13 protein-coding genes are annotated in these 26153 nt (G+C 67.9%); 7 read left to right on the plus strand and 6 right to left on the minus strand.

What is annotated here, in order from left to right; genetic code table 11:
• Positions 1–8 precede the first annotated feature (8 nt).
• Genes ACSU6L_RS03150 through panD form a run of 3 tightly spaced genes read right to left on the minus strand, consistent with a single transcriptional unit; the run spans position 9 to position 1459 of the window.
• Positions 9–653, minus strand: a complete 645-nt coding sequence (locus ACSU6L_RS03150) for an aspartate/glutamate racemase family protein (protein ID WP_437053271.1) — start codon at positions 651–653, stop codon at positions 9–11.
• 18 nt (positions 654–671) lie between these two features.
• A complete protein-coding gene (locus tag ACSU6L_RS03155) occupies positions 672–1016 on the minus strand; it encodes a GNAT family N-acetyltransferase (RefSeq protein WP_073944463.1) in 345 nt (114 codons plus the stop codon).
• A 23-nt stretch (positions 1017–1039) separates the two neighbouring features.
• The gene (gene panD / locus ACSU6L_RS03160; protein ID WP_437053274.1) at positions 1040–1459 is read right to left on the minus strand and encodes an aspartate 1-decarboxylase; all 420 of its coding nucleotides are present in this window, start codon (positions 1457–1459) and stop codon (positions 1040–1042) included.
• 590 nt (positions 1460–2049) lie between these two features.
• Here panD and ACSU6L_RS03165 point away from each other — a divergent pair.
• The 6 genes from ACSU6L_RS03165 to ACSU6L_RS03190 all read left to right on the plus strand — a co-directional run bounded on the left by ACSU6L_RS03165 (position 2050) and on the right by ACSU6L_RS03190 (position 21524).
• On the plus strand, positions 2050–2301 hold the full coding sequence (locus ACSU6L_RS03165; protein WP_437053276.1) for a helix-turn-helix domain-containing protein: 252 nt from the start codon (positions 2050–2052) through the stop codon (positions 2299–2301).
• 376 nt (positions 2302–2677) lie between these two features.
• Complete coding sequence (locus tag ACSU6L_RS03170) at positions 2678–3853, plus strand: serine/threonine-protein kinase (RefSeq protein WP_437053278.1); 1176 nt, start codon at positions 2678–2680, stop codon at positions 3851–3853.
• A gap of 127 nt (positions 3854–3980) precedes the next feature.
• Positions 3981–7037 carry an SNF2-related protein gene (locus ACSU6L_RS03175; protein ID WP_437053280.1) on the plus strand — a complete coding sequence of 1019 codons (3057 nt, stop codon included), beginning with the start codon at positions 3981–3983 and terminating at the stop codon, positions 7035–7037.
• Positions 7034–12481, plus strand: a complete 5448-nt coding sequence (locus ACSU6L_RS03180) for a hypothetical protein (RefSeq protein WP_437053282.1) — start codon at positions 7034–7036, stop codon at positions 12479–12481. Before ACSU6L_RS03175 ends, ACSU6L_RS03180 begins: the two co-directional genes overlap by 4 nt.
• Positions 12478–19215 carry a DEAD/DEAH box helicase gene (locus ACSU6L_RS03185; protein ID WP_437053284.1) on the plus strand — a complete coding sequence of 2246 codons (6738 nt, stop codon included), beginning with the start codon at positions 12478–12480 and terminating at the stop codon, positions 19213–19215. The genes ACSU6L_RS03180 and ACSU6L_RS03185 overlap by 4 nt, the downstream gene beginning before the upstream one ends.
• Positions 19212–21524 (plus strand): UvrD-helicase domain-containing protein, encoded by a 2313-nt coding sequence (locus ACSU6L_RS03190; protein WP_437053286.1) that lies wholly within the window; start codon positions 19212–19214, stop codon positions 21522–21524. Before ACSU6L_RS03185 ends, ACSU6L_RS03190 begins: the two co-directional genes overlap by 4 nt.
• A gap of 55 nt (positions 21525–21579) precedes the next feature.
• On the opposite strand, the gene ACSU6L_RS03195 is transcribed toward ACSU6L_RS03190, so the two are convergent.
• Together ACSU6L_RS03195 and ACSU6L_RS03200 are read right to left on the minus strand one after the other, a co-directional pair.
• Positions 21580–22641, minus strand: a complete 1062-nt coding sequence (locus ACSU6L_RS03195) for a hypothetical protein (RefSeq protein WP_437053288.1) — start codon at positions 22639–22641, stop codon at positions 21580–21582.
• Positions 22642–22741: 100 nt separating this feature from the next.
• Positions 22742–23323, minus strand: a complete 582-nt coding sequence (locus ACSU6L_RS03200) for a hypothetical protein (protein ID WP_437053290.1) — start codon at positions 23321–23323, stop codon at positions 22742–22744.
• A gap of 462 nt (positions 23324–23785) precedes the next feature.
• Between ACSU6L_RS03200 and ACSU6L_RS03205 the strand changes: the two genes are divergently transcribed.
• Complete coding sequence (locus ACSU6L_RS03205; protein WP_437053292.1) at positions 23786–24802, plus strand: NAD-dependent epimerase/dehydratase family protein; 1017 nt, start codon at positions 23786–23788, stop codon at positions 24800–24802.
• On the opposite strand, the gene ACSU6L_RS03210 is transcribed toward ACSU6L_RS03205, so the two are convergent.
• Positions 24799–25818 (minus strand): DNA-binding protein, encoded by a 1020-nt coding sequence (locus ACSU6L_RS03210; protein WP_437053293.1) that lies wholly within the window; start codon positions 25816–25818, stop codon positions 24799–24801. The genes ACSU6L_RS03205 and ACSU6L_RS03210 overlap by 4 nt on opposite strands.
• Positions 25819–26153 lie beyond the last annotated feature (335 nt).

Below are 26153 nucleotides of genomic sequence, written 5' to 3' on the forward strand. Positions count from 1 at the left end.
ACCCGGACTCACCCGGCGAGCGCCGCCTCGGCGGCCGCGACGAAACCCGGGCGGGGACTGGACAGCACCGGGAGCGGAGTGACGGTCAGCCGTTCCGCGGGCGCCATGGAGGCCTGCGCGAGGACGACCGCGTCGGCGCCGACGGGGCTCACCGCGTCGGCGGCGGCCGCCACGAGGCCCACGTATCCCTCGTTGTCGCCCGCCTCGAAGCGGGCCCAGGCGCCGTCGACGAGCAGGGTCCCCACCTCCACGGCGCGACCGGCGCGCCGGCCCTCCTCCTCGATCAGCGCGGCTGTCGGTCCGAGCGTGCTCTCCAGCGCGGCGAGCACGACGATCCGGGGACCGGCGGCCACCGCAGCGGCCGCCATCGGGCGGTCGACGCGCAGCACCGGCACCCCGGCCGAGGCGGCGGCCGCCTCCGCGACGCCGCCGATGGTGGAACACGTGCACAGCACGGCGCGGGCCCCGTCACCGACGGCCCGCACCACCACGTCCCGCACCTCGCCGGCCACGGCCTCGGGCCCGTCGCGCCGGGCCCGGTCGAGCAGGTCCTCGTGGACGAGGTGGCTCAGCGGCAGTCCCGGCCGGACGGCGTCGCGCAGGGCGTCGAAGACCGGCACGTGGACGGGTGAGGTGTGCAGCAGGGCGAGCACGCGGAAGGCGCCTTTCGGTCAGAACCGCCCGGGGTGCGCGACCAGCCACTCCTTCGCGGCGCGCAGCAGCTCGGGGTCGGCCTCGGGGGCCTCGTCGGGGTGGCGTTCGGCCCACTTGACGACGTACGGGCAGAGCGGGGCGACGGGGACGCCCTCGCGCTCGGCGAGGGCGTACAGCTCACGTGCCAACGAGCCCGCGATGCCCTTCCCCTCGTGGGCCGGTTCCACGATGGTGTGGACGGGGACCAGGGCGCGGGCGGGCGACTCGAGGACGAAGTACTCGATGTGACCGACGACTTCGCCCTCGCCGACGGCTTCCAGCCGGCCGGCCTCCCGGTCGTCGCGGATCTGGATCTCACTCATCGGCACGCTCCCGGTGCGTCGGTTCAGGCCCGTACGGCCTGCGGACTGCGCTGCTGGTCCGAGCCCGGCACCGGCTCACCCGGGTCGCTGCCGAGTTCCACGATCCGGTTGTCGCGGTCCACATGCACCACCCGCGGCTTCAACGCCCGCGCCTCGGCATCGGTGACCTGAGCGTAGCTGATGATGATCACCAGGTCTCCGGGGTGGACGAGGTGGGCGGCGGCCCCGTTGATCCCCACCACCCCCGAGCCCCGCTCACCCTCGATGACGTAGGTCTCCAGCCGGGCACCGTTGGTGATGTCCACGATGTGCACCAGCTCACCGGGCAGCAGATCGGCGGCGTCGAGCAGATCCGCGTCGATGGTCACGGATCCCACGTAGTGCAGGTCGGCCTGGGTGACGGTGGCGCGGTGGATCTTGGACTTGAACATTGTACGCATCATCGAGGTACTCCTGGACATAGGCTCCCTGCCTGCGTTTTTGCAGGTCAAGGGCGGTTTCCTTACCCTACAACGAGTCGCATGTTCGGGCAGCATTCCCCAGGTTTTTCAGGACTCATGCTGACCACTTGCTGACTTTCCTGACGCACCGTCAGGCGATGGCAGGAGAGCTTCGCCCGCCCTCCCGGACCCCACCACGACGACTGCACAAGCCTACGCAGCCCCCTCCGACGGGCGTCCGTGATCACCGTCACTCCGGCGGCCTGGGCGGCAGTCGAGAGCCAAGGGGGCCGACCACCGGGAGCGGGCCACGCGCCGCCCTGGGTCAGCTGGCCCGGGCCCCCTCTATTCCACCTGAAGGGAAGAGGCTCCCATGGCCCATCAAGGAACCTGGGCGCCGAAGCGGCGCGGCACCATAGCAGCGAATCGCCGGTTACCCAAACCGGCGATTCTCATGACCATGGCTATAGCTCGTCCGGTGACTCTTGGCGGTGGCACGGGGCGGGTGTCAGAAACGTTTGAATTGGGCCAGAGCAGAGCGCGAGCAGATGCCGCCATCCGGCTCAGGCCAGCCTGAAGGAGCCATCTTGCCCGTGGAACCGCAGTCCCATCCCGACGGGACCCGGAGCGATATCAACTCGTCGCGCAGGAGCCGCAGCGTCGAGCCCGTCCTTATGGACACTTCTGAGGTCGCTGCGATGCTCAACATGTCCACGAGCTGGGTCTATAGGGAGGCATCGAAACTCGGCTTGAAGGGCTACAAGCTCGGCCGAGGCAGGAACGCCAAAGTCCTGTACAAGAAGACCGAGATCTTCAAGTGGCTAGAGCAGCAGAAGATCCATTAGAAGTGGGCGTCGGCGTGCGCACGGCACCCCGTCAAAGGAGGCTCTGCCCGAACCATCGAAAGCCCTACTGCGCACTTCGCCGGCAACCGGATCAACGTTTCGTCGACGTGGCTGCCAGAGATGCCGGGAGCACCCCTTCCCCGCCCGTCGGCAGCGTGTCAAGACCTGGCATGACGACAACCGATTCACCCCATCACCGCACCGTGCAGCGCCGTGACCCGCTTCCACGCACTCCTGTCGGCCAGTTTCGGCCAGCATCCCGTTGCCCAGTGTCCTGATCAGGCCGAAAGCCCCTCTGGCTGTCCTCCTGGCCAATTAGAGTGGTGGCCGACAGCGCTGATCGGGTGAGGCGCGGTGGAAAGGTGAGTCGGTACGGATGAGCGGAGTGCCCACGCGGATCGGCCGGTACACGGTGGCGCGGGAGCTCGGCTCGGGCGGGATGGGCGAGGTCTTTCTCGCCTACACCCCGGCGGGTGATCCGGTCGCAGTGAAGGTGATCCGCAACGACAAGCTCGATCCGCTGACGCGTGCGCGGTTCGAGAAGGAGGCGTTGATCGCGCGTACCGTGATCGGCACGAATCGGGTGGCCCGCTTCCTGGATGCGGACCCTTACGCCGACCGACCGTGGCTGGCGATGGAGTACGTGGCCGGTCGCACGCTGTTGGCCTGTGTGGACAGCAGCGGTGTGCTTCCGCTACCCCTGGTGGCCAGCCTGGGGGCGTTGCTCGCCGAGGGCCTGGCGGCAGTCCACTCCGCGGGGCTGCTTCATCGAGACCTGAAGCCGCAGAACGTCATCCTTGGCGATGACGGCCCGATGATCATCGACTTCGGGCTGGGCGCGTTCATGGATGCCTCGCAGGAGACGCTGTCGCACAGCGGCATGATCATCGGCACCGTCCGGTGTATGCCACCGGAGCAGGCCGGCGGCCATCCGCAGGTGTCACCCGCAGCGGATGTGTACGCGTTGGGAACGGTTCTGCTGTACGCAGCGGCTCGCCACTATCCGTACGACGGATCGCGCTGGGAGGCGATCGCGGCGCAGGTCACCAATCCCGAGATCGCTCCCGATCTCTCTGGGGTGCCTGCGCCGCTGGTGCCCCTGTTGGAGGCGATGCTCGCCCATGCACCGGAGGAGCGACCGACGCTGCAAGCGGTCTCCGATGCGTGCGCGGAGATCCTCTCCGCCTCCGAGGTAACCCCGGCGGCCGCCCGGCTGGCGCTCATCGCCCACACCACGGGAGGCCAGGCTCCGTCGTCTTCTGATGATCCGCTGACGGCGTCGTTCGAGAAGGTCATCCAGGAACAGGCTGACCATATCGAGGACGGCGAACCGGTGAGCCCGCTCGACGACCCTGCGCGGTTGTCACAGGCCGAGGCCGACGGCCCGGACCCGGAGCCGGTCGAACCTGAGGCCCTCGTGCCCGATCCGGCCCCGGGTTCTGGGCGGCGGAACGCCCCACCGAATGCGGGCGCGGCCAGGGGACGGCCTCCGGCGTCGAAGCGGATTGCGGACGAGCTGCGCGAGTTGTACGCCGCCGATCCCGTCCTGTGACTCCTGCACTGACGGTGCCGGGTGAGAGTCTTTGTCGGAATGGCGCGCGGACGGCGTAGTCCGTTGTTTGAAGGCGCGTGGGTGTTGGCGGTCGTCGATGGCCGCTGGTGATGGATCGGAGCGGACGTTGAGCGTCGAGGCTGAAGCCGTTGGCGGCCATGGCGATGCGGTGTGGGACGCCTGGGAGCCGGAGCATGCTCCAGCCTCGCAGCGGACCACCGGGTCCACCGGTTACGCCCCGGGGTCCCAGGTACTGATCCGCGACGAGCTGTGGCTCGTCCGGAACTCCAAGGACGTCGGCGAAGACGGATGGATGGTGGAGGTCACCGGCATCTCGTCCTTCGTGCGTGGCACGGACGCGGTGTTCTACAGCCGACTCGACGCGATTCAGGTGCTGGACCCGCGGGAGACGCGGCTCGTCCCGGACGACTCACCCAACCACCGGCGGGGTCGGCTGTTCCTCGAAGCAGTGATGCGCAAGACGTTCCTGCCGCAGACCGAGCATGGACTCGCTCTGGCCGACGGGTTCCTCATGGACCAGCAAGTGCACCAGCTGCGGCCCGCCGAGTTGGCGCTGTCGCTGGAGAAGAACCCGCAGCCACGGATCCTGATCGCCGACGTGGTGGGCCTGGGCAAGACCCTGGAGATCGGGGTGCTGCTGGCCGAGCTGATCCGGCGCGGACGGGGCGAGCGAATCCTGGTCGTGACCCCGCAGCATGTGCTGGAGCAGTTCCAGCGGGAGCTGTGGACGCGATTCGCGATCCCGCTGGTCCGTCTGGACTCCACCGGTATCCAGCGCATCCAGCAGGACATTCCGGCCGGCCGGAACCCGTTCGCCTACTTCAAGCGCGCGATCATCTCCGTGGACACGCTCAAGAGCGACGTCTACGCGCACCACCTGGAGCACACCAACTGGGACGCCGTCGTCATCGACGAGTCCCACAATCTGGTCAACCGGGGCACCAAGAACAACGAGCTCGCCCGTCTGCTGGCCAGGAAGACCGATGCGCTGGTGCTGGCGTCGGCCACCCCCCACAACGGCCGGGCCGAGTCGTTCGCCGAGTTGATCAAGATGCTGGACGAGGCGGCCATCGCCAACCCGTCGAAATACGAGGTGAAGGACCTTGAGCACCTCTACATCCGGCGTACGAAGACGTCGGCAGAGGTCCGCGACTCGCTGAAGGGCGCCTGGGCGGACCGCGGACCGTCTCAGCCGATCCACGTACCGGCTGGCGAGAAGGAGCTCGCCGTCTTCCAGGAGCTCGCCACGCGCTGGATTCCGGCCGACCCCGACCAGCCGTCGGTCAGTCGGCACCAACTGGTGCCCTACCAGCTCCTGAAGTCCTTCCTGTCCTCGCACAAGGCGCTGCTGGAGACCGTCAAGACGCGACTGGCGACGCTGGACAAGCAGCCGGCCGAGGAGTCGGCACGAAGCGGGCAGCGGACGCGCCCGGTCGACCCGGTGGCTCGGGAGGCTGCCAGGCAGGCGGAGCGAGCGGCCTTGCTGGATCTGCGGGACGTGGCCGAGCGGATCCAGGACGAGGACTCGGCGAAGCTGGCGGCTCTCCTGGACGAACTACGCACCATGGGTGTCGGCCCCGGCTCGGAGACCCGCGTGGTGGTGTTCTCCGAGCGCATCCCGACGCTGAAGTGGCTCGCGGAAACCGTCCCGGCCGCGCTCGGCTTCCCGCGCGGTACCAGCCCCGACGAGAACAAGCCCTGGCTGGCCTTCGGCGGCGCGGTACAGGTCATGCACGGAGACGCCACCAGCGACGAGGAGCAGCAGGCCATCGTCGAGAAGTTCGGGCTGCGCGACGACCCCGTACGCATCCTGTTCACCGGTGACGTCGCCTCCGAAGGCGTCAACCTCCACCAGCAGTGCCACCGGCTGATCCACTTCGACCTGCCGTGGTCCCTGATCCGTATCGAGCAGCGCAACGGCCGTATCGACCGCTACGGCCAGGAGCACCGACCGGAGTTCCGGGCCCTGATCCTCACCAGCGACATCCCCTGGCGGACGGACGAGACGACCGGAGAGCCCCGTACGCTGGACGACCGCCTGGTGGGCGAGAAGCTGCTCAAGCGCGAGGAGGAAGCGCACAAGATCGAGGGCTCAGTTGAGGCGGTCACCGGCCTGTACCGGGCAAAGGAGGAGGAGAACCGCCTCACCCAGGACCTGATCGCCGGCCGGACCGTCGAGGAGTCCATCAAGCAGTCCCAGCAGGGGGGCGCCGCATTCCTCTCCGGACTCCTCGGTCAGGTGGGAGCCGTCCCGGAGCATCCCGAGGTTCGGCGGGCGTACGTGCCACGGCTCTTCGCTTCCACTGCTGACTACTTCGACGAGGCGCTACGCCAGGTCTGCCGTCCCAACCCCGAAGACCAGCTCTCACTGCGCCGCGACGACGACGGAACGATCGCCTTCGAACCTCCGCGCGACTTGCTGTACCGGCTGAAGGCACTGCCGAAGTCGTATCTTGACGAGCAGCGGATCATGCCCCGCAAGGCCGAGCCGGGACGGATGCGCATCACCTTCTCCAAGGACCTCGCGGACCGGCGTCTCAAGGCGGCCCGGGAGTCGTCCAAGTCGCAGTGGCCGAACGTCTCCTACGTCACCGACGTCCACCCGGTCCTGGACTGGCTGACCGACAAGGTGCTCGTCGAGGTCGGCCGTCATCAGGCCCCCGTGCTCGCCGCCTCCGTGGACTCACCGACGTTCCTGGTGCAGGGCATCTGCTCCAACGCGCTGGGCCGGCCCACCATCGTCGAGTGGATGGCTGTCCACGGCGACCCGAGCGACCTTCAGGTGACACCTCTGACCCCGGAGGTCCTGGAGAACTACGGCCTGGGTCCGACCATGCCCGGCCGCGCCGCACCGCACGATCTCGACGGCCTGACGGAGCTCGTGCCCGGCGCCATCGACAGGGCGGAGCAGCACCTCCGGGACCTGAGGGAGGCGTACGGCGAGGAGATCGAGGCGATCTTGGCCCCGTCCCGCAAGCGCGTCGTGCACTGGCAGCAGGAAGCCTTGTTCTCGTCTGACGGGATGGGCAAGCGCGGGGTGAACATCAGCGCCAGCAGGCGGCTGAGCCTGCTCAAGTCCCTGCAGACCACGGGCGAGCCGATGCTGCGTCTGCTCGCCGTCCTGGAACCGCTCAACGCCGCTGAGGGAGGCACCGACCGATGAGCACCGACTTCGACTCCTTCAGCAACCGCGGCGAGTACTTCGCCGCGCACTACTTCGCCGAGCAGCTCGGAACCGACCTGAAGAAGGGCCTGTTCGCCACCTGGGCCCTGCGCGAAGGCGATGAGAACGACCCGCGGAAGACACCTCGGGAACTGCTCCGCTCGCTGCGCGGCGCCTACCTCTCCGAAGACGTACGCGGCTACTTCGCGGAAGCCGCCGAGCGCGACGCCGGAGACGAGGTCCGGCCGAACACCCACAGCAACCCCGAGTGGCGGAAGCGCCTCGCCGAGTGGCACCAGACAATCCTGCAAGCCCTGGGCTTCGAGGCCACTCCCACCGAACTCACCGTCCACCGCGCCGGACGCGACTACTTCCTGCCTGTGGCCTACCACGGCCACGGGATCATCGCCCTGGACTGCGGTTGGGCTGCCGATAACGACGCCGCCCTCGACGTGACCGGTGCCGGCCGACTGCTGCACCCACTCCGGGTAAGCGCGAGCGAGATGTACGAGACCGGCCCGGCCCTGGCGTCCTGGCTGTTCCAGAGCGAGCTCGGCGAGGCAGGCGGGCCCCGCCCCCGCTTCGTCCTGTTGCTGTGCGGCGGCGTGCTCGTCCTCGCCGACCGCCAGTCCTGGAGCGAAGGCCGCTATCTCGCCGTCAACCTCGACGCGGCCCTGGAACGCAACGACCGCACCCAGCAGGGCGAACTCGCCACCATCGCCGCGCTGTTCAGCCTGGACATGCTCCGGCCCGGCGAGAACGACCAGAGCAGGGCCATCGACGCCCTGCTGAAGTCCTCCAGCGCCAACGCCGCCGGCGTCTCCGGCGAACTGCGCCACGGGCTCCAGCGCTCGGTAGAGATCATCGCCAACGAAGTTCTGGCACGGATGGCCGAGCCGAAGAACAACGTCACCCCGGCCGACATCGAAAGCCCCAAGATCCCCTTCGCCCGGGAACTCACCCGCGAATCCCTCCGCTACCTCTACCGGATCCTGTTCCTCCTCTACGCCGAGGCCCGCCCCGAGCTCGGCATCCTTCCCGCAGACGACGGAAGCTACGAGGCCGGCTATTCCATGGCCCGCTTGCGCGAACTCGTCGAACGCGACGAGGAACTCGTCGAGGAGGAGGCCCGCAACGGCTTCCACTTGCACGAATCCCTGGACGTCCTGTTCAACAAGGTCAACTTCGGCCACCGCCCGTACGGCACCGAGGAGGACGACGAGCAGCCCGGCGACGACGAGGAGACCCGCAAGGCCAAGGCCGCCCGCCGCAGCGAGGACCGTGGCCTGCGCTTCGAGCCTCTGCGCAGCGAACTCTTCGAGCCCAGCTCGGTACGCCTCATCGGCAGGGGGGTCCTCGACCCCCGCAGCGACGAGGACAACGCCCCGCGCTGGCTCGACCTGCGCCTGCGCAACGCCGCCCTGCACGAGGTACTGCGCCTGCTCACCATGAAGAAGGGCAAGCGCGGCGAGCGGGGTGGCTTCATCTCCTACCGCAACCTCGGCATCAACCAGCTCGGCGCCGTCTACGAGGGCCTGATGTCGTACACCGGCATTATCGCCGAGGAAGAGCTGTGCGAGGTCGCCAAGGGCGGCGACCCGGAGAAGGGCTCCTGGCTCATCCCCTCTCACAAGCAGGACCAGTACCCCGACAAGACCCTCGTCCACTACGACGAGGACGACGCGCGCAAGGGCCTACGCGGAGTCAAGAAGTACGAGAAGGGCTCCTTCGTCTACCGCCTCGCCGGCCGCGACCGCGAGACCTCCGCCTCGTACTACACGCCCGAGTCGCTGACCCAGGTCACGGTCGAGCTCACGCTCAAGCACCGCCTCGACCAGGAACGCGACGCCGACGGCAACGTCATCAAGACCCGCGCGTCGGAGCTGCTCAAGTACAAAATCTGCGAGCCGGCCCTCGGCTCCGGCGCCTTCCTCAACGAGGCGATCAACCAGGTCGCCGAGGAGTACCTGCGCCGCCGGCAGGACGAGCTGGGCGTCACCATCCCGACCGCGGACGCCCTCACCGAGAAGCAGAAGGCCAAGGCGTACATCGCCCTGCACAACGCGTACGGCGTCGACCTCAACGCCACCGGCGTCGAGTTGGCTGAGGTCTCCCTCTGGCTCAACACCATGCACCCGGGCATGCGCGCCCCCTGGTTCGGCCTTCACCTGCGCCGAGGCAACAGCCTCATCGGCGCTCGCCGCGCCGTCTACGCGGCCGACGACGTCACCGGCAAGGAATGGCTCAAGGCCAAGGGCGCCTTGGCGCCCACCCGGCTCCCCTTCCTCAAGGACGGCGAACCGCAGCCACTCCCCCAGGACGCGGTCCACCAGTTCCTTCTGCCGAGTCCCGGGTGGGCCGCGGTCGCGGGCTCGAAGGAGGCCAAGGAACTCGCGAAGGAAGGCGTCGATCAGCTCGCAGCCTGGAAGAAGGGCATCCTCCAGCGCCCGAAGCGCGGCAAGGCCGGCAAGTCGAAGAAGGAGCCGGTGTCCCAGTTCACCCGTCTCCGTGACGCCGCCCGGCGGGTCGAGTTCCTCTGGTCGCTCGTCGTCAAGCGCATGGAGCTCTCCGAGCAGGCGATCGCCCGCCAGATCGACGTCTGGGGCGCCGACCCGACCGAGGCCGAATACGCCTTCCTCCACCGCCCTGACCAGGCCGTCACCAAGGAACAGGTCCTTGAGGACCTCTTCAACGCCGCGGACACCCCGTACTGGCGGCTGAAGAAGATCATGGACGCCTGGTGTGCGTTGTGGTTCTGGCCTGTCGACAAGGCCGGGCTGCTCGACGGCACGGCCAGGGAGTACGTGGCCGGACCACAGGTGACTGGGGCAGACAGCCTCAGTCGCCTGCTCGACGGGGCGCCGCTGGTTGCGGAGTCACGCGCTCACCTGGCCGACCGGGAATCGGCCGCTGTGCCCGCGCCCACGCCCGTGCCGCGGTTCGTCGAGGCGACGGCCCTGTTCGCACTCGGCCCCGAGCAGACCAGCTTCGGAGACCTCGAACTGAGCGCGGATAACGCAGTCGTGGAGGTCAAGCAAGTCACGCCACGCGGAAGGACTCAGGCTGCAACGCCGAAGCCGAAGTCACCGGAGCGTCGACCTATCGTCCCCCTCAAGGACCTGGACGACTGGCTGGAGTTCCTAGAGGCCATGCTTGGGACAGCCGACGTGCCTGAGGGCACCCTCATCGACACCTTCAATGACCTCGACGCACTCAAGAGCTTCGAGGAAACACTGCCCGGATTCATGGGCATGGACGCCGGCAACCCGGAGGACCGCTTCCCGTGGCTCCGTGAAGTGCACGACATCGCGCAGGACCAGGGCTTCCTCCACTGGGAGCTGGAGTTCGCCCTCGTCTTCGCCCAGGGTGGTGGGTTCGACCTTCAGGTGGGGAATCCACCGTGGGTGCGGCCCCGCTGGAACGAGGCGGCTGTGCTGGCCGAGCACGAGCCATGGTTCGAGCTGGAGGAAAAGGCGTCAGCGAACGAGAAGGATCGCCGACGCCGAGAGGTGCTGGCGTCCGAGGAGGCTCATCGATACGTGCTCGGTGAACTGACGAGCATGACTGCCCAAGTCGCCGTGTTCGGCTCACCGCAGATATACCCCCTACTGACCGGCACCCAGCCGGACCTGTACCGCGCGTTCATGTCCCAGGTTTGGGCACACGCCTCGGCCGAGGGGACTGCCGGAATGGTGCATCCGGACACGCACTTCACGGGGGACAAGGAGGGTGTGCTTCGGGAGGCTGCGTATCGCCGGCTCCGGATTCACGGTGACTTCGTCAACGCCGGGCAGAGATTCTTCCCGCGGCCGGTCGGCGACACCGCCCACTTTGGTGTGCACATCTACGGTCGGCCGTCAGAGATCGACTTCGATCACCTGTCTTGGCTTGTCTCTGTAGACGCACTCCGCCACTCCGCCGAACACAACGGTCAAGGCGACGTTCCTGGAATCCGCTATCGCAACGGCGAGTTCGACGAGCGTCCACATCGAGCTCGTGTCGTCAGGGTGGACAGACACCAGCTCGCTGTCTGGCAACGGCTGCTGGACGAGATCGACCAACCCATCGAGCAGGCCCGCCTACTGTTTCCTGTGAGCACTGGGGAAGCGTCGGCGATCGAAGCTCTGGCGGACTATCCACTGCGGCTTGGCACCGCACCGCGGATTTCGTCCGGATACCACGAGAGCGGCGCCAAGAAGGAAAACTTGATCGACTTCAACCGCCTCGACCCAGCCACCGGCAAGGAGCATCAACCCGACCGCTGGCGCCACGTGATTCTCAAAGGCACTCAGCTCAGCGTTGCGACCCCCATCTTCAAGCGCCATGACGCGAACAGCAACGATGCATACGGCGCAGATCTCGTGGCGCTTCCCGATGACTTCGTACCTGACACCGAGTACGTGCGACCACACGGCAGGAGCCATGCGTACCTGATGGAGCAGGAACGGTGGGTCGATCACCGAGCTCTTGCACGGCTGCGTGCGAGCGATAAGGCGGTTAGCCGGGCACGGCGGCAGATCGCGTCCGAGGGACACATCTCCGACGAGCAGGTAGCTGCAGAGAAGATTGATGCAGTGCTTACTGGAAGAGCCAGGCGACGCTACGTCACTTTTTACCGAGTGGCTTGGCGTTGCATGATCGCGCCCAACACTGAACGAGCGCTGTACGCAGCCCTGATTCCTCCAGGCGCGGCACACGTGGACAATGTACACAGCCTCGCAATGCCAAGCCTCGCCTCCACGGCTTTGGTCGGCGGGTTCTGGGCGTCACTGCCACTGGACTATCTCTTGCGCGCCACAGGGCGAGGCCACCTCAGGGGCACCGGCGTCAAAGCCATGCCCGCCCCAACCACCAACCACCCCCTCGCCTCCGCCCTCCTCCTCCGCACGCTGCGCCTGAACTGCCTTACCCGCGCCTACGCCGAGCTCTGGGCCGAGCTTTACGACCCAACCTGGCCCGGCTACGAGCTGTGGGCGTGCGACTGGCCCGGCCTCCAACCGCTCCACAAGGTCACCCCGGACTGGCGTCCCGACACGCCCCTCCGCACCGAGCGTGCCCGCCGCTCCGCCCTGGTCGAGATCGACGCGCTGGTAGCCGTTTGGCTTGGCATGGACGCCGACGCGCTCATCGCCGCGTACCGGGGCCGCTTCCCGGTGCTGCAAAAGTACGAGGCCGTGACCTGGTTCGACGCCGATGGCTGGAAGATCGCGGGCAACGCCCGCACGATCGGTCAGCGGCAAACGAAGGAGAGCTGGGCCCAGTTCGAGGCGTACCGGGCCGACCCCGTCAACGCGCCTGTGCCGGAGGGGTACACCGCGCCGTTCTACAAGGCTGACCGCGAGGCGGAGATGCGGGCCGCGCACGCTCACTTCCAAAAGCGGCTGGACGAGGCCGTCGCCCGCGGCGAGTGGGATCCGGTGAAGCAGGAGGTGCCGAAGCCGTGAGGCCGACCCTTCAGGCGCGGGGGCTCAAGGAGAGCCTGCTGCAGTATCTGTCGACGACGTATGCGCTCACCGACGAGGGTGCGCGTGAGGCGCTGCACCGGTTCCTCGGGGACGAGACGTCGGGGATGTTCCGGGGCCCGTATCTGCGGATTCGGACACCGTTCACCGTGGCCGGCGAGGAGTGGCGTAAGCACCTCGAGTGGCAGCGGGAGGGGTTCAAGCCGTACGCGCATCAGGCGGTCGCGTTCGCGCGGCTGACCTCGGCGCACGACCACACTCCGCAGCCCACGCTGGTCACCACCGGTACCGGTTCCGGTAAGACCGAGTCGTTCCTGTACCCCGTGCTGGATCACTGCCGTCGGGAGCGTGCTGCCGGCAAGACCGGGGTGAAGGCAGTCTTCCTCTACCCGATGAACGCCCTGGCGACAGACCAAGCGCAGCGGATCAATGAGCTGCTCACGGAGAACGCCGAACTGGGGAAGTTGTCGGCCGGCTTGTACATCGGTGAGCGGGCGGCGACGCAGTACGAGAAGGTGCGGACCCGGCGTTCCGACATACAGTTGTCCCCGCCGGACATCCTGATAACGAACTACAAGATGCTGGATCTTCTTCTCCAGCGCGCGGACGACGCTCCCCTGTGGCGGGAGTCGGATATCCGCTACGTCGTCGTGGATGAGTTCCACACGTATGACGGCGCTCAGGGCACAGATGTCGGGATGCTGCTGCGTCGGCTGGCCGCCGCCGTGGGGGCAGCCGAGGAGGGCCGCCCTCTGGGGAAGATCTGTCCGGTGGCGACCTCGGCGACGCTCGCTTCCGGAACGGACGAGGACGGCACCGCGCAGCTGTTGGAAGTGGCCACCCACGTCTTCGGCACGGAGTTCACGCAGGACTCCATCGTCGGGGAAAACCGGCTCACGGTCGAGGAGTTCATCCCGCTCGGCGACGTGACCATGCAGCCGATGCCGACGCCCGACGAGCTGCTGGCACTGCCTGATCCGGCGACCGGCGACGAGGCGCTGCTGGATCTGATCGAGAAGGTGACGGACGTCCGTGACCTCGATCCCTTCCTCCTCGGTGGGAACCTCAAGCGGCATCTCTTCACTCGTGCCGTGATGCAGGCCCTCGGTGGCGGTGTGAGGACCAGCGCCGAGGTCCTGGACGTGATGTGGCGGGCGGGCGCGGCCGGCTGGTCCGAGGCAGTGGCGCGGCAGCCCGAGAAGGCGGCCGAGGCGCTTGCGCGGTTCGTCTCGCTGCTGTCATACGCCCGAGATCCGAAGTCCTCCCCGGCCGAGCCCCGGCCCTTCGTGCATGTCGAGGTGCACCAGTGGGCGCGTTCGGTGTCGCGGCTGCTGCGTGGCGTGCTGCCCTGGCCGAAGGCGGAGTTCCGCTGGGACACTGCCGGCGCGGCCGATGCCAGCGTGGCCGACAGCGGTCGTACGGCGCCGGTGACGACGGCGACGTCGGGGCAGAGCGCGAACCTGTTCCTGCCGGCGATCTACTGCCGTGACTGCGGGCGGTCGGGCTGGGCGGTGTTCTCGCCGGAGAGCGATGACCATGACGTCCAGTTCGACACGTACAAGATCCGGCGGTCCTCGCTCGGCCAGGACAAGGCCCGGGTCCGGAACTTGATCGCAGCGACGGACCGGGAGGCCCGGGAGGGTTCCGGGGCCGCGCTGCTCACGGCGGCCAGCGGCAAGGGGGGCTCGGCTGCCTCGCAGGGCGCCGGCGGGCTGCTGATGGTGCTGGACGGCACCCGTAAGCGGCTGCGGCTGCCTGATCCGCTGAACGACTACGACCGGGAGACCAAGGAGCCCCGGCTGACTGCTCGTGACTCGGCGTTCGTGCTGGTGAACTTCGGGGAGACGGCGAACACCGCGGCCAAGGAGGACTGGTGTCCGGCGTGTGGTGAGCGCAACGCGATCCGCTACCTCGGCACCGGTGCCGCCGCGATGGCCGCGGCATCCATCACGCAGCTGTTCACCGGCGGAGAGCTCAACAAGAGGCTCCACGAGGACAAAACGCTGATGTTCAACGACTCGGTGCAGGATGCCGCGCACCGGGCCGGATTCGTCGCCAACCGCTCGTACACCTTCTCGCTTCGCGCCCTCCTCACCGACCACCTGCGACACGACAAACCGACAGCGCTGAACGATCTGATCGCGAACGTCGTCGACGCTACGACGGACAAGGACACCCTCTCCGCCGTGGTCCCACCGGACCTGCACGGATTCAAGGGCGTGGACCGCCTGTTGTCCGGGCAGGGCCGCGGTGGCGATCTGAAGACGTGGCGACTGATCGGTCAGCGGCTGGCGTTCGAGGCACTGATGGAGTTCGGTTTCCGGTCCCGCAACGGCCGTACGCTGGAGTTGACCCGGACAGCCGCCGCCCAGGTCCGCATCAACGACCCGGCGGCCGTGACCGCACTGGTCAGGCAGTTGCACGAGGAGTGTGTGCGGGACGGTCTGCCGCTGGTAGCGCAGGACGACGCCCGCTATCTGGCGTTCGTGCGTATCTTCCTGGAGCGGCTGCGTACCCGCGGTGCGGTCGCACACCAGTGGCTGAACAAGTACATCGACGAAGCGGGCACCAGCCGGTATTACATCTGGGGCAAGCGTGCGCCGGGCATGCGGGCGTTCCCGAAGGGCATCGCCGCCCCCGTCTTCCTGCTCGATCAGCCCAAGAACGGCAGCGAGTTCGACTTCGCGACCGGTCGGCTGTCCTGGTACGAGCGCTGGGCCGGGCGGTGCCTCGAGTTGCCGCGTGAGCTGGCGCCCGAGCTGTGGAGCCGGTTGCTGCCCGAACTCGCCTCGATGGGGCTGCTGTCGGTGCGAACCCCGAACGACACCTCGGTGCGTGTGTACGGGCTCAAGCCCGGCATCATCGAGGCTCGCCTGCTGGACGACGAGCAAGTGCGGGTGTCGTACGTGCGGTGCCCGGTGTGCTTCTGGGAGCAGACGGTCCACCCGTCCCTGCTGGACCAGTGGCACGACCAGCCTTGTCCCTCTTACCGGTGCCGCAGGGGCCGCCTGGTCGCCGGCGACCGGCCGGAGGGGCTCGGGATACACCACCGCGACCGCGACTACAGGGACGATTATTACCGTCGGCTCTATCTCCGCGCGGGCACCTATCAGGTGGTCACGGCGGAACATACAGGCATGCTGACGCGGCACCAACGCGAGAAAGTGGAGGAGGCGTTCAAGCGCGGCGGCGGGTTCAAGGACCCCAACGTGCTCTCGTGCACGCCGACGCTTGAGATGGGTATCGACATCGGCGACCTGAGCGCCGTCGTGCTAGCCGCGCTGCCACGCCGCCCCGCCTCCTACGCGCAGCAGGTCGGCCGCGCCGGCCGCCGTACCGGCAACGCCTTCTTGCTGACCATCCCCGACCGGCGACGCCGTGACCTGTACTTCCTGGAGCGGCCGAAGGACCTGATCGCGGGCACGATCGTGCCACCCGGGTCCTACCTGTCCGCTGTCGAGATCCTGCGACGGCAGTACCTGGCGCACCTGCTGGACCTCGCTGCGGCCGGCCGTCTTGTCCGGACGGACGGGATCGTGCTGCGTGCACTGCCGCACAAGGCGCCTCGCCTGTTCGGCCCATCCGGCTATCTGACCGATCTGGTGGAACTAGCCCTCGACCAGGGCGAGGAGCTGGCCGACGGGTTTCTGCGGCTGTTCCCGACCGGCGTCAGTGAGCAGGCCAAGGACGACCTGAAGGCATACGCGACGCACGGCCTGCGCAGCACCGTGGAGAAGGCCGAACGCGAGTGGCGACGCGCCGAGGACGCCCTGCGGGCCCGACTGCGCGAGATCGACGAAGCCCACGGCGAGCTGCACGACAGCGACCCCGACCAGGCCCGCCAGAAGGCGGAGCTGGACGCCGAGCGGCGCGGGGTGGGCAGGCAGCTGCTCCACCTGGGCGACACCTCGGCACAAAGCGCCCTGTGTGACCTCGGTCTGCTGCCCAACTACGCCCTCATCGACTCCACGACGACACTGTCGGCAACCCTGTACGGCGAGGATGGCATCGACCCCAAGACGGGCAAGGTGGTGTTCACGTCCGAGACTCTCGCCTACGAGCGTCCCCGCCGCCTCGCGATCCAGGAGCTGGCACCGGGCAACACCTTCTACGTCAACGGCTACCGGCACGAGGTCACCGGCCTGGAGTTGTCGACGGGCGGGCGGCAGGAGTGGCGGACCTGGCGGGTGTGCCCAGGCTGCGGATACGTTCGCACCGAGAACGCCACCGACGATCGCTCGCCATGCCCCCGGTGCAAGACGAGCCAGATCGCCGACGACGGCTCCTGCCTGTTCCAGGTCGTCGAGCCAGCCACCGTGACGTCGCGAGACAAACGTGAGGACGCACGGATCCGCGACGACAAGGACGACCGCGATCGCCGCTCATACACCGTGGTGGACGCGGTGGACATTCCCGTCGAGAAGATCGAGCGGGGCAAATCCTGGCGGCACGACCGCGAGACCTTCGGCGTGGACTACTGCCGCACGGCGATGATCCGCCGGATCAACGTCGGGCCTGTCCGCTACGACGCTCCCGCCCGTGACGACTTCGCCGGCCATCTGGTCCGGCTGAACCCGTTCCACGTGTGCACCGCTTGCGGGGCCGCGAGCGCGGACGGCCGTCCTGTCTTCGACCACGACGCCGATGCCCTGGAATCGGCGGCGGCCCGTGCCCCGCAGCTCAAGCACCACCGCCCATGGTGCCCGCTGCGCCGCGGCAAGAAGGACGGCGTCACGCAGGAGCAGGTACTCCTCGCCCACCAGCTGCAGACCGAGGCCCTGCGCATCCTCATCCCTGCCGCGACTGCCGACGTGGACGCACGGGTGCACTCCTTCCGAGCCGCACTGCGGCTGGGTGTCGACCTGCACTTCGGCGGAGACCCGCAACACCTGGACACCACGGTGGCGTCAATGCCGGACATCGACAGCGGCGAGCGCCGGTGGTTCCTGGTCCTCTTCGACTCTCTTCCGGGCGGCACCGGCTACCTGGACCGCCTCACCGACCGCCATGCCTTCCGAGACACCCTTGCTCGCGCGTATGAGCAGCTCAAGGCTTGTCCGTGCGCGGAAGAGCAGCGGCGTGCCTGCCACCGTTGCCTGCACCGCTACACCCCCGAGCAGTTCCAGGACGTCGTCTCCCGCCAGGCAGCCCTCAGCATGCTGGAGTCGCTGCTGTTCAAGGGGGATGGCGAGGATGGCTGGGACATCAGCGATGTGGAGCACACCGGGCTGGTCGGGCTGGACGCTCAGGTCGAATCCGACTTGGAGGCCCGCTTCCTGGCCGCTTTGCGGGACTGGGTGAAGGTCACCGACGACGCGGCCCTGGACGAGGACGGCCACGCCAGCGGGCATCTGCGGTTCACCGACGGCTCGGACGTCATGCACTGGAGGCTGACCGCCCAGCGGCAGCTCGAAGGCACGCGTACGGACTTCACATTCACCCGCGTCGGCGGTCCGGTGCAGAGCGTGCACGTCTATCTGGAAGGTTTCCGCTTCCACGCCAGCCGGGAGCACAACCTCATCGCCAAGAACGCGGCCCAGCGCACCCGCCTCCGTGCCGACGGAAAGATCGTTTTCCAGATCACCTGGGCCGACATCGACCTGTTCGAACGGCGTCCGGGGCGCACCAAGCCTGTCTGGCCGCCGTACCGGGGCACCGCCCAGGAGCAAGCCAAGGCCGCGTACGAGCAGTACGGCGGCAACCGTGCCCACTTCGGCGAAGCCGTCTTCACCAACCCGATCGACACTCTCATCGCCTATCTGCGGGACCCCGATGCCACGCGATGGGCCCGCCGGGCCCGCGCCCTGGTCACCGGCCTCACCGCCGTTCCCGCCACGACACCCGTGGCCGCGACCGGCAAGCGCAGCGAACTCGTCGCCGCGCTGCGAGAGCAGCTCGGCACATTCGGAGCCGGCCGACGGGACGACAAGTCGGTGGTACCCGACGTCGGCGGCATCGGTCCCATTCACGTCTTCCGTACCCAGGACGAGCATGGTCTGCCGATCGTGTTCGCGCTGGACGCGGCCGACCCCGACAACCTGCGGTGGACCGCGCTGACCGTCCTCGACGACAGCGACGCTGTGCTCGACACGGACGAACACAAGCTGCGGTGGCGGTCCTGGCTGTACTGGACCAACCTCACCCAGTTCCTGTCCCTCGCCAGCGGGGACGGAGTCCAGCTCGCCGCCAGCCGCGCCGCGGACTTCGAGGTCGAGGTCCTCGCAGTCTGCGGCGGGCTCGGCGAACTCGACTCGCTCGCCGCAGCACTCACCCCCGTGCCTACGCCCGTACCCGAGCCTGCCCTGCCGCCAACCGTCTCGGAGCCGAGCACGGACTCGACAGCGGAGGCCGCCCTCCGGAAGATCATCCGGGACGCCGTCTGGGACGAGGACATCCTGGAGATCCTGCGCGAAGATCCCGACGAGGCACCTGACCTGCTCCGCCTCGCCGAGGCGCTCGCTGAATGCGGCAAGCAGGCCCCGGTCTTCGGCTTCGAACTCGGCAGCAGCCGCTGGCAGGCGGACTTCGCCTGGCACACGCCCGAGCTCAAGATCGCCGTCGTCGCCGCCCACCAGGGCGATGAGGACATTGAAGCTCAGCGACGAGACGCGGCCTACGCCGAGGACGGCTGGACGGTCCGGACCGCCGCCGCATGGCTCGACCACCTCGACACCCTGCTCGAACAGCTCCCCGACACGGAAGGCACCACCCGATGACCGCCCGGCTCAGCCTGTACCGCAAGGCCGAACAGGAGCTGTACAAGCTCGACCGCTCGGTCAAGGCCCAGTTCTACGACTTCTGCCACGTCTTCCGGAACAACCCGAACCAGCCCGGCCTGAAGTTGAAGAAGCTCAAGGGCGACTCGCGTATCTGGTCCGCGCGGGTCAACGACTCCTACCGCGCCTTGCTGACCCCAGCCGGACGGGACGCGGACGGCACCGAGAGCTGGCTGGTCATCGCCGTCCGCCACCGCAAAGATGTCTACGAAGAGCTCCAGGTCGCGGTCAACCGTGTCACCGGCGAGATCGAGTTCGTCGACCTCGCCGTCGTCGGTGACAGCGCCCTGCGCCGTGCCGGCATCACCCTGACCCCGGCCGAACCGGAACAGACCTCGCCGCCGGCCCAGCCTGTGCCGACGCCGACTCCGCCTGCGGAGATCTCTCCTCTGCTCGCCGCGTACAGCGCCGACCAGCTGCGTGAGCTGGGCGTCGCCGACCAGCTGATCGAGCTGGCCCTCGCAGTCACCGACAGCGCCGAGCTGGACCAGCTCGTCGAGGGCGCCCCTCTGCTGTCCAAGGACGTCCTGTACGGCCTCGCCGCCGGAATGCCCATCGACGAAGTCCGCAAGGAGATCACTCAGCCTGTCGAGCTCGGCCACGAGCCCGATCTCGGTGACTTCGCCGCGGCCCTGAGCCGTACCAAGGTCACCGCCGTCGACGATGCCGTACAGGCCGCCATCGACGAAGGCGACTTCCGGGCATGGAAGGTGTTCCTGCACCCCACCCAGGAACGCATCGTCCACCGCCACTACAACGGCCCTGCCCGCGTCTCCGGCGGACCCGGCACCGGAAAGACCATCGTCGCCCTGCACCGCGTCAAGCACCTTGCCGAGCAGCTACCGCCCGGCAGCAACAAGGCGATCCTCCTGACCACGTTCACCAAGAACCTCACCACGGACCTGCGCCTGCGTCTGGCGTCCCTCGTCGAGCCCGAGCTCCTCGCCCGCGTCGAGATCGCTCACATCGACCAGCTTGCCGCCCGCGTCCTGGGCGAGAACACCGCACCCGGCCGGGGCCGGCAGCGTGTTTACGACCACGTGGCACTGAACGAGATGCGCCAGCTCCTCGCCGAACTCGACGACCGCCGCTGGGAGCCCGAGTTCCTCCTGGAAGAGTGGGAGCAGGTCATCCTCGGCCAGTCCGTCCCCACCCGCTCCGCCTACTTCCAGGCCCGCCGGGCAGGCCGCGGGCGCTCGCTGACCCGGCCGGAGCGCAATCACATCTGGAAGCTCGTCGAGCAGTTCACCGCCCGCCTCGACAAGCTCGGTGTGGAGACGTGGGGCCAGGCTTCCGAGCGCGCCGCCCGCTTCGAGATGGAGCGCGCCGCGAAGATCAGGGCCCGGCGCGAGTACAAGGAGGAGGTCGGCGGCAAGGACCTTATCCACCGCGACAACAGCTCCGGCATGCGCTACCTCAACTACCGCTACCGGCACATCGTCGTCGACGAGGCCCAGGACCTCAGCCCCGCGCACTGGAAGATGCTCCGGGCCATGGCCGACCCGGACCTGCCCAACGACATGTTCATCGCCGGCGACACCCACCAGCGCATCTACGACCACCAGGTCGCCCTCGGCGCCCTCGGCATCAACATCCGTGGCCGCTCCTCCCGCCTGACCCTCAGCTACCGCACCACCAAGGAGATCCTCACCAAGGCCCTGCGTGTGGTCGACCCGGTGAAGACAGGGCAGAAGGTGAGCTACGACGACCTCGACGACGGCACCGACAACCTCGCCGGATACCGTTCCGTCCTCCACGGGCCCGCCCCGGCCTTCACGCCGTACGACACCTGGGACGACGAGCTCGCGGGCCTCGCCGCCACCCTGTCCGCGTGGCGCAAGGAGCTGTCCACCGACGAGCACGGCTCGCCCAGAGACCCGAGCGGCCACATCGCCGTCTGCGTCGCCGACCGCGACATGGTGAGCCAGACCATGTACTACCTGGTCACCAAGGCCGGCATCACCTGCGCCGAGCTCACCAAGGAAGGGCCCAAGGGCGACGGCGAGGTCCACGTCGGCACGATGCATCGCTTCAAGGGCCTCGAGTACCAGCGCCTCGCCATCGTGGGCGCCAGCGATGGCATCATCCCTCGCACCCACGTCATCGACCGTTACCGCACCGAGGACCCGCCCCGCTACGAGCGTGAGCAGCGCAAGGCCCGTTCCCTGCTCTTCGTGGCGACCACGCGGGCCCGGGACGCGCTGAACATCAGCTGGCACGGCAAGCCCAGCCCCTACCTGCCGGTCTGACACGGATGTGGCCTCCCCGGCCCTGGGGGAGGCCACATCCCTCTCCTGGCTGGGATCAGGAGTGCGAGAGCGAACTCGCCTCGTACCGCAGCTGGTATGCCCGCACGCCACCGCCGTTCATACGGTAGATCGTGATCGCGGACAGGAACTGCTCTTTCACTTCCAGGGTGCGGCGCCGCTCCTTCCCCTCGATGTCGCTGATCCAGTCCTCCACCTGATCCGGCAGCTTGAAGGCGAGCTCGTACGCCCCCTCTTCGCCCAACGGCGACAACGTCCATTCCGCCGAACCACCGCTGCCACGGCGCCGGATGCGCACCGCATGGTCCGGCTGGGCATCCGCGTACGAGGTGAATGCTTGGTGATCGCTGACGGCCAGCGGCAGGATGAATGGCGCCGACGGGAAGCCCAGTAGCAACTCAGCCCCACTGTTCTGCCGGAGTGCGGCCGCGAAGCCGGTGATCGCCGCCTCCGCCTCGTCTCGGAATCTGCCATTCGCCGGCACCGTCGTCGACAGCAGCCCCGGGGACGCGGTCCAGGTCCCCAGCTCCTTACGCAGCTCCGTGCGCACCCACGTCACCGGGAATGTCCCGGACGCCTCGAGGTGGAACTGTGCCTGCTCCAGCGTCCACGCGGTGGTGCCTATTGCCCCGAGCAGCCATGCGAACGAGGCACCCGACAGATCCACGAGCGAGATCTGGTGCGCCAGGGCATACTTTTGGGCATCCGCCGTGAACCCACTCGTCGAGAACAGCGCGTACGCGTACTGATACCGCTGCCGCGGCCTTCTGCCAGCGTGCATCATGAAATTCTCGTTCACGTCGTGCAGCACACCGTGAGCGTTGCGCACGATCTCCAGTCCGCAGCGCTCCTGGTAGAACTTCGCCTCCAGGAACAGCCGCACCGGCATCGAGAAGGCCGGCGTGAACGCGAATTCCCCGAGTGCGTCCACCTGATGCAACGCGCCCCGGCCACGCACCCGGAGCGTGTTCCCATCGGTCACCAACTCCTCGGGGTCCTGGCTCTCATGCACCAACAGGCGGTAGCCGGAGGACCGCAGGAGCCAGGCCAGCGCCTCCTCCAACAAATACCCACGCAGCGCGGCGCCCTTGACCATCATCAACCCCTACATCACCAAGCCAGCCTCCTCTTGATCATCTCACCCCACTCGGCCATACGGAGGTCACTGGATATGGACCAACGGGTGGCAGAGGCGCTATCTACGTCTGCGTCCAACGGCTTTCCAGGTCAGTGATGTCCGGCTCGTGGGCTGCCGCCCACCGCACGGCGGTCGGTTGAGACGACCGAGGATAGTCAGCACACCGACGCAGGACCGTGAGAAGGAGGCGGCAGGCTCGGGCTGCAGACTCCGTCGAGTAGGCAAGGAAATTGGGGTCGGTGTTCGTACCCACGGGATGTGGCACCGTCAGCTTCGGGCTCTCCTCTGCATGGGCTGCTGCATCTCGGAGGTCAAAGAGCCACTCGAATTCCGTGACCCATTGTGTTTGCACAGGGCCGGTTTCGAAGAGGAGCTTCAGCGCCTCGCGGATCTTCCCGTGTCGCCTGGTCCGCCTGCCCGTCCACTGGTCACGCGTCGATTGAGGTACAGCCGTGGATCCGTAGAGCGCATCGAGGGAATGGGCTGCGGCGGCTACCGCGACCAGCGATGCGTCGAACTCCTGCCGCATCCAGTGAGAGACCTCGGTGCTGTCACTCGCCTGGAGCGCTGCATCGCGGGCACGACGTGCTGTGCTCGCGTGTTCGAGGGCGACGCTGGCCCAGATCAGCCAGAGATGGCTCACTGTCTTGATGGAAGCTGATTCAGCCGTTACTGAAACCTCTGCCACCTCGGGGTACGCCCGTACGTGTCGGCCCTCAGGTGAGGACGGCTGGGCCCCGCTGTCCCGGTTCTCAGCCCCATCTGAATCAGGTCGAGCCATGAAGGACACCATAGTGCGCAGTTGACACGAAGTGGGGAACTCCGGACAGGGTTAGTCCAGGTCGTGGACCGGCGTGATGCTCGTCTCATAATTCTCTCTGGCGGCCAGCTCAGGCGGTTCGCTCTCCCTGAGCCCGCCCCTCCAGGGCGTCGCAGCACGGGCAGACCCGCATCGAAGGAGCATGGCTTCGGAACAAGCTGCTCCGTTGGAGCGACTAGATGCGCTGGGGCTTTCCAAAGAAGTCACCCCACACACCGGCCGGGACAAGACGCGCTTTCAGGCTTTGTCTTCCGTGCCTCTGCTCGACAGGGCAGGATCGGGCGCATGAGGATTTTGGTCATCGGCGGTACATGGTTCCTGGGCAGGTGCATCGCGGAAGGGGCGCTGGCGCGAGGGTGGTCGGTGACCACCTTCAACCGGGGGCGCTCCGGCCATGACGTGCACGGCGTCGAGCCGGTTCACGGTGACCGTACGTCCCGAGAGGACCTCGACCGCCTTGCTCAGCACGGGACTTGGGACGTGGTGATTGACACGTCCAGTTCGGACTTCCCGCCCCGTGATGTGCTCCTGGCAGCCACCGCTCTGCGCAAGGTGGCCAGGCGCTGGGTGCACATCTCCACCGTGTCCGTCTACCAGGGCTGGCCGCACCAGCCGCTGACTGACGACTCAACGTTGCTCGACTGCCCGGCGGACGCGGATGAGTCGTACGGGTACACCGGTGAGGATGGCAGCCCCACCGTGTACGGGTTCCAGAAAGCCGGCGGAGAACGGGCCGTTGCCGAAGTATTCGGTGACGCCGCGGTGTTCCTGCGTCCCGGCGTCATCCTCGGACCCGGGGAGTACGTCGGTCGACTCCCCTGGTGGCTGACCCGCGCCAAACGCGGCGGGAAGATCCTGGCGCCGGCACCCGGCGGCCAGCGCATCCAGCCGGTCGATGTCCGGGACGTTGCGGCCTTCGCCCTCTACCAGGCTGAAGGCGGGACGAGTGGCGGCTTCAACGTCGCTCACCCCGAGGGCATCTCCTTCACGGACTTCATCAGCGAATGCCTGTCCGTGACGGGGGGTGCGGGGAAGCCCGTCTGGCTGGAGCCAAGTGTGCTGTCCAGCCACGGCGTTAAGCAATGGACCGAACTGCCGTTGTGGCGCACGCACGCCGGCGTCTGGGCAGTTGACTCCAGCCGGGCCGTCGCCGCAGGACTGCGGTGCCGACCGATCACGGACACGATCCGGGACACCTGGGCCTGGCTCGTGGCAGACGGGCGTCCCGTGGACCACCCGCGGTGGGCGGAACACGGGATCGCCCCGGAGAAGGAGGCGAAGATCCTCGCCTCCTTCGATTAGGACTCGATCGCCAGCAGGGCCACGGGCGGACCCAGCCGGTACGGCGGGGAGACCCGCGTGAACTCCTCGATCCGCTCGCGGAGTTCCTTGGGGGCGCTCGATCCGTGGAAGTGCGGTCGCGCCAGATGCCTGCCGATCCGGGCCGCCCTCACGACGATGCCCGTGTTCCGTTCCTCGGCCGGCACTTCCCAGATCGGCGTCAGGGCCTCGGCGGCCCCCTCGACGTTGTTGGCCAGAAGACGGGCGTACGCCAGGTCTGCGGAAGCTCCGGCTCGAACGTGGGTGGACTGTTCATCCGGCGCCCTCTCCCCGAGGAGGGTGAGGGCGCGGCTGGCCTGCGTCTCGGCCTGCTCGGCGTCGCCGATCAGCAGTGCGGAGGTGCTGTGGGACATGGCCATCCGCTCGGCGGAGAACCCGAACTCTCCGCCCACGGCGTCATGCAGTTCGTCCCGCAGGTCCCGGTCGGCGTCCTGGGAGAGCTGCATGGCACGCTGCGCGGAGGTGACATCACCCAGGTGAGCGTAGGCGCGGGCCGCGATGGCGTGCAGACGTCGCTGAGCGATATCGCCGAGGCCGCCGTACGACAGTGCTCGCTGGGCCTTCCCCAGCGCCTCGTTCAGCTCGCCCGAGTGGTAGGCGATGTAGGCCAGAGTGCCGTCTGCGTATGCCTGAAGCGGCGTAAAGCGCGTGCTCTCGCCGTAGACAGCTGCGGTACGAGCCAGGGTTCGAGCGCTAGGGAAGTATCCCAGGTCGAAGGCGGCGACCGCGAGGAGCGCGGCCGTCTGCCCGTTGAGGATCATCAGGGTCTGCTGCTGGATCGGGACCTGCGTTCGGTCCCGCTGCCGCTCGACCTCGCGTCGGAGGAGGTCGGCTGCTTCGTACGCCTTCGCGGCCGGCATGCCGTGATACTGCCGGGCGAGGGTCACCACCTGGTCGCGCAGTTCGTCGATGGTGTTGTCGGAGATGGACGCCGCGGCGGTCGCGTCGGCGCCGTCGTGGGCTTCACGTGCGGTCATCTGAACTCGCTCTTCCAGGTCAAACGCGGGTGCCTGGGGATCGTCCGCAGGCGGCGGCCCGAACAACTGCTCTGCCGTGTACTCGGGCCACATCGCTTGGAGGATTTCGCAGGTCTCCGGCCCGGGTAACCCCGTCAGCTTTCCGCCGGTCCACCGCCGGAACTGCGTCTCGCCGCAGGTCGGATTGTTAGGGCTGCGCCCGAAGAGGCGAACACCGGTCTCGGTGAACTTCTCCGCGAACCGGCGGTAGGTGAGGTTGTCCCGATCGCACAGCTGCGCGAGCAGTGTCCTCGGTTCGCTTCTCATTCCGCCCCCAACTCTGCGGCGTCACGTCC

Origin of the sequence: Streptomyces sp. enrichment culture (assembly GCF_964272855.1) — a bacterium.
Taxonomy (GTDB): Bacteria; Actinomycetota; Actinomycetes; order Streptomycetales; family Streptomycetaceae; genus Streptomyces.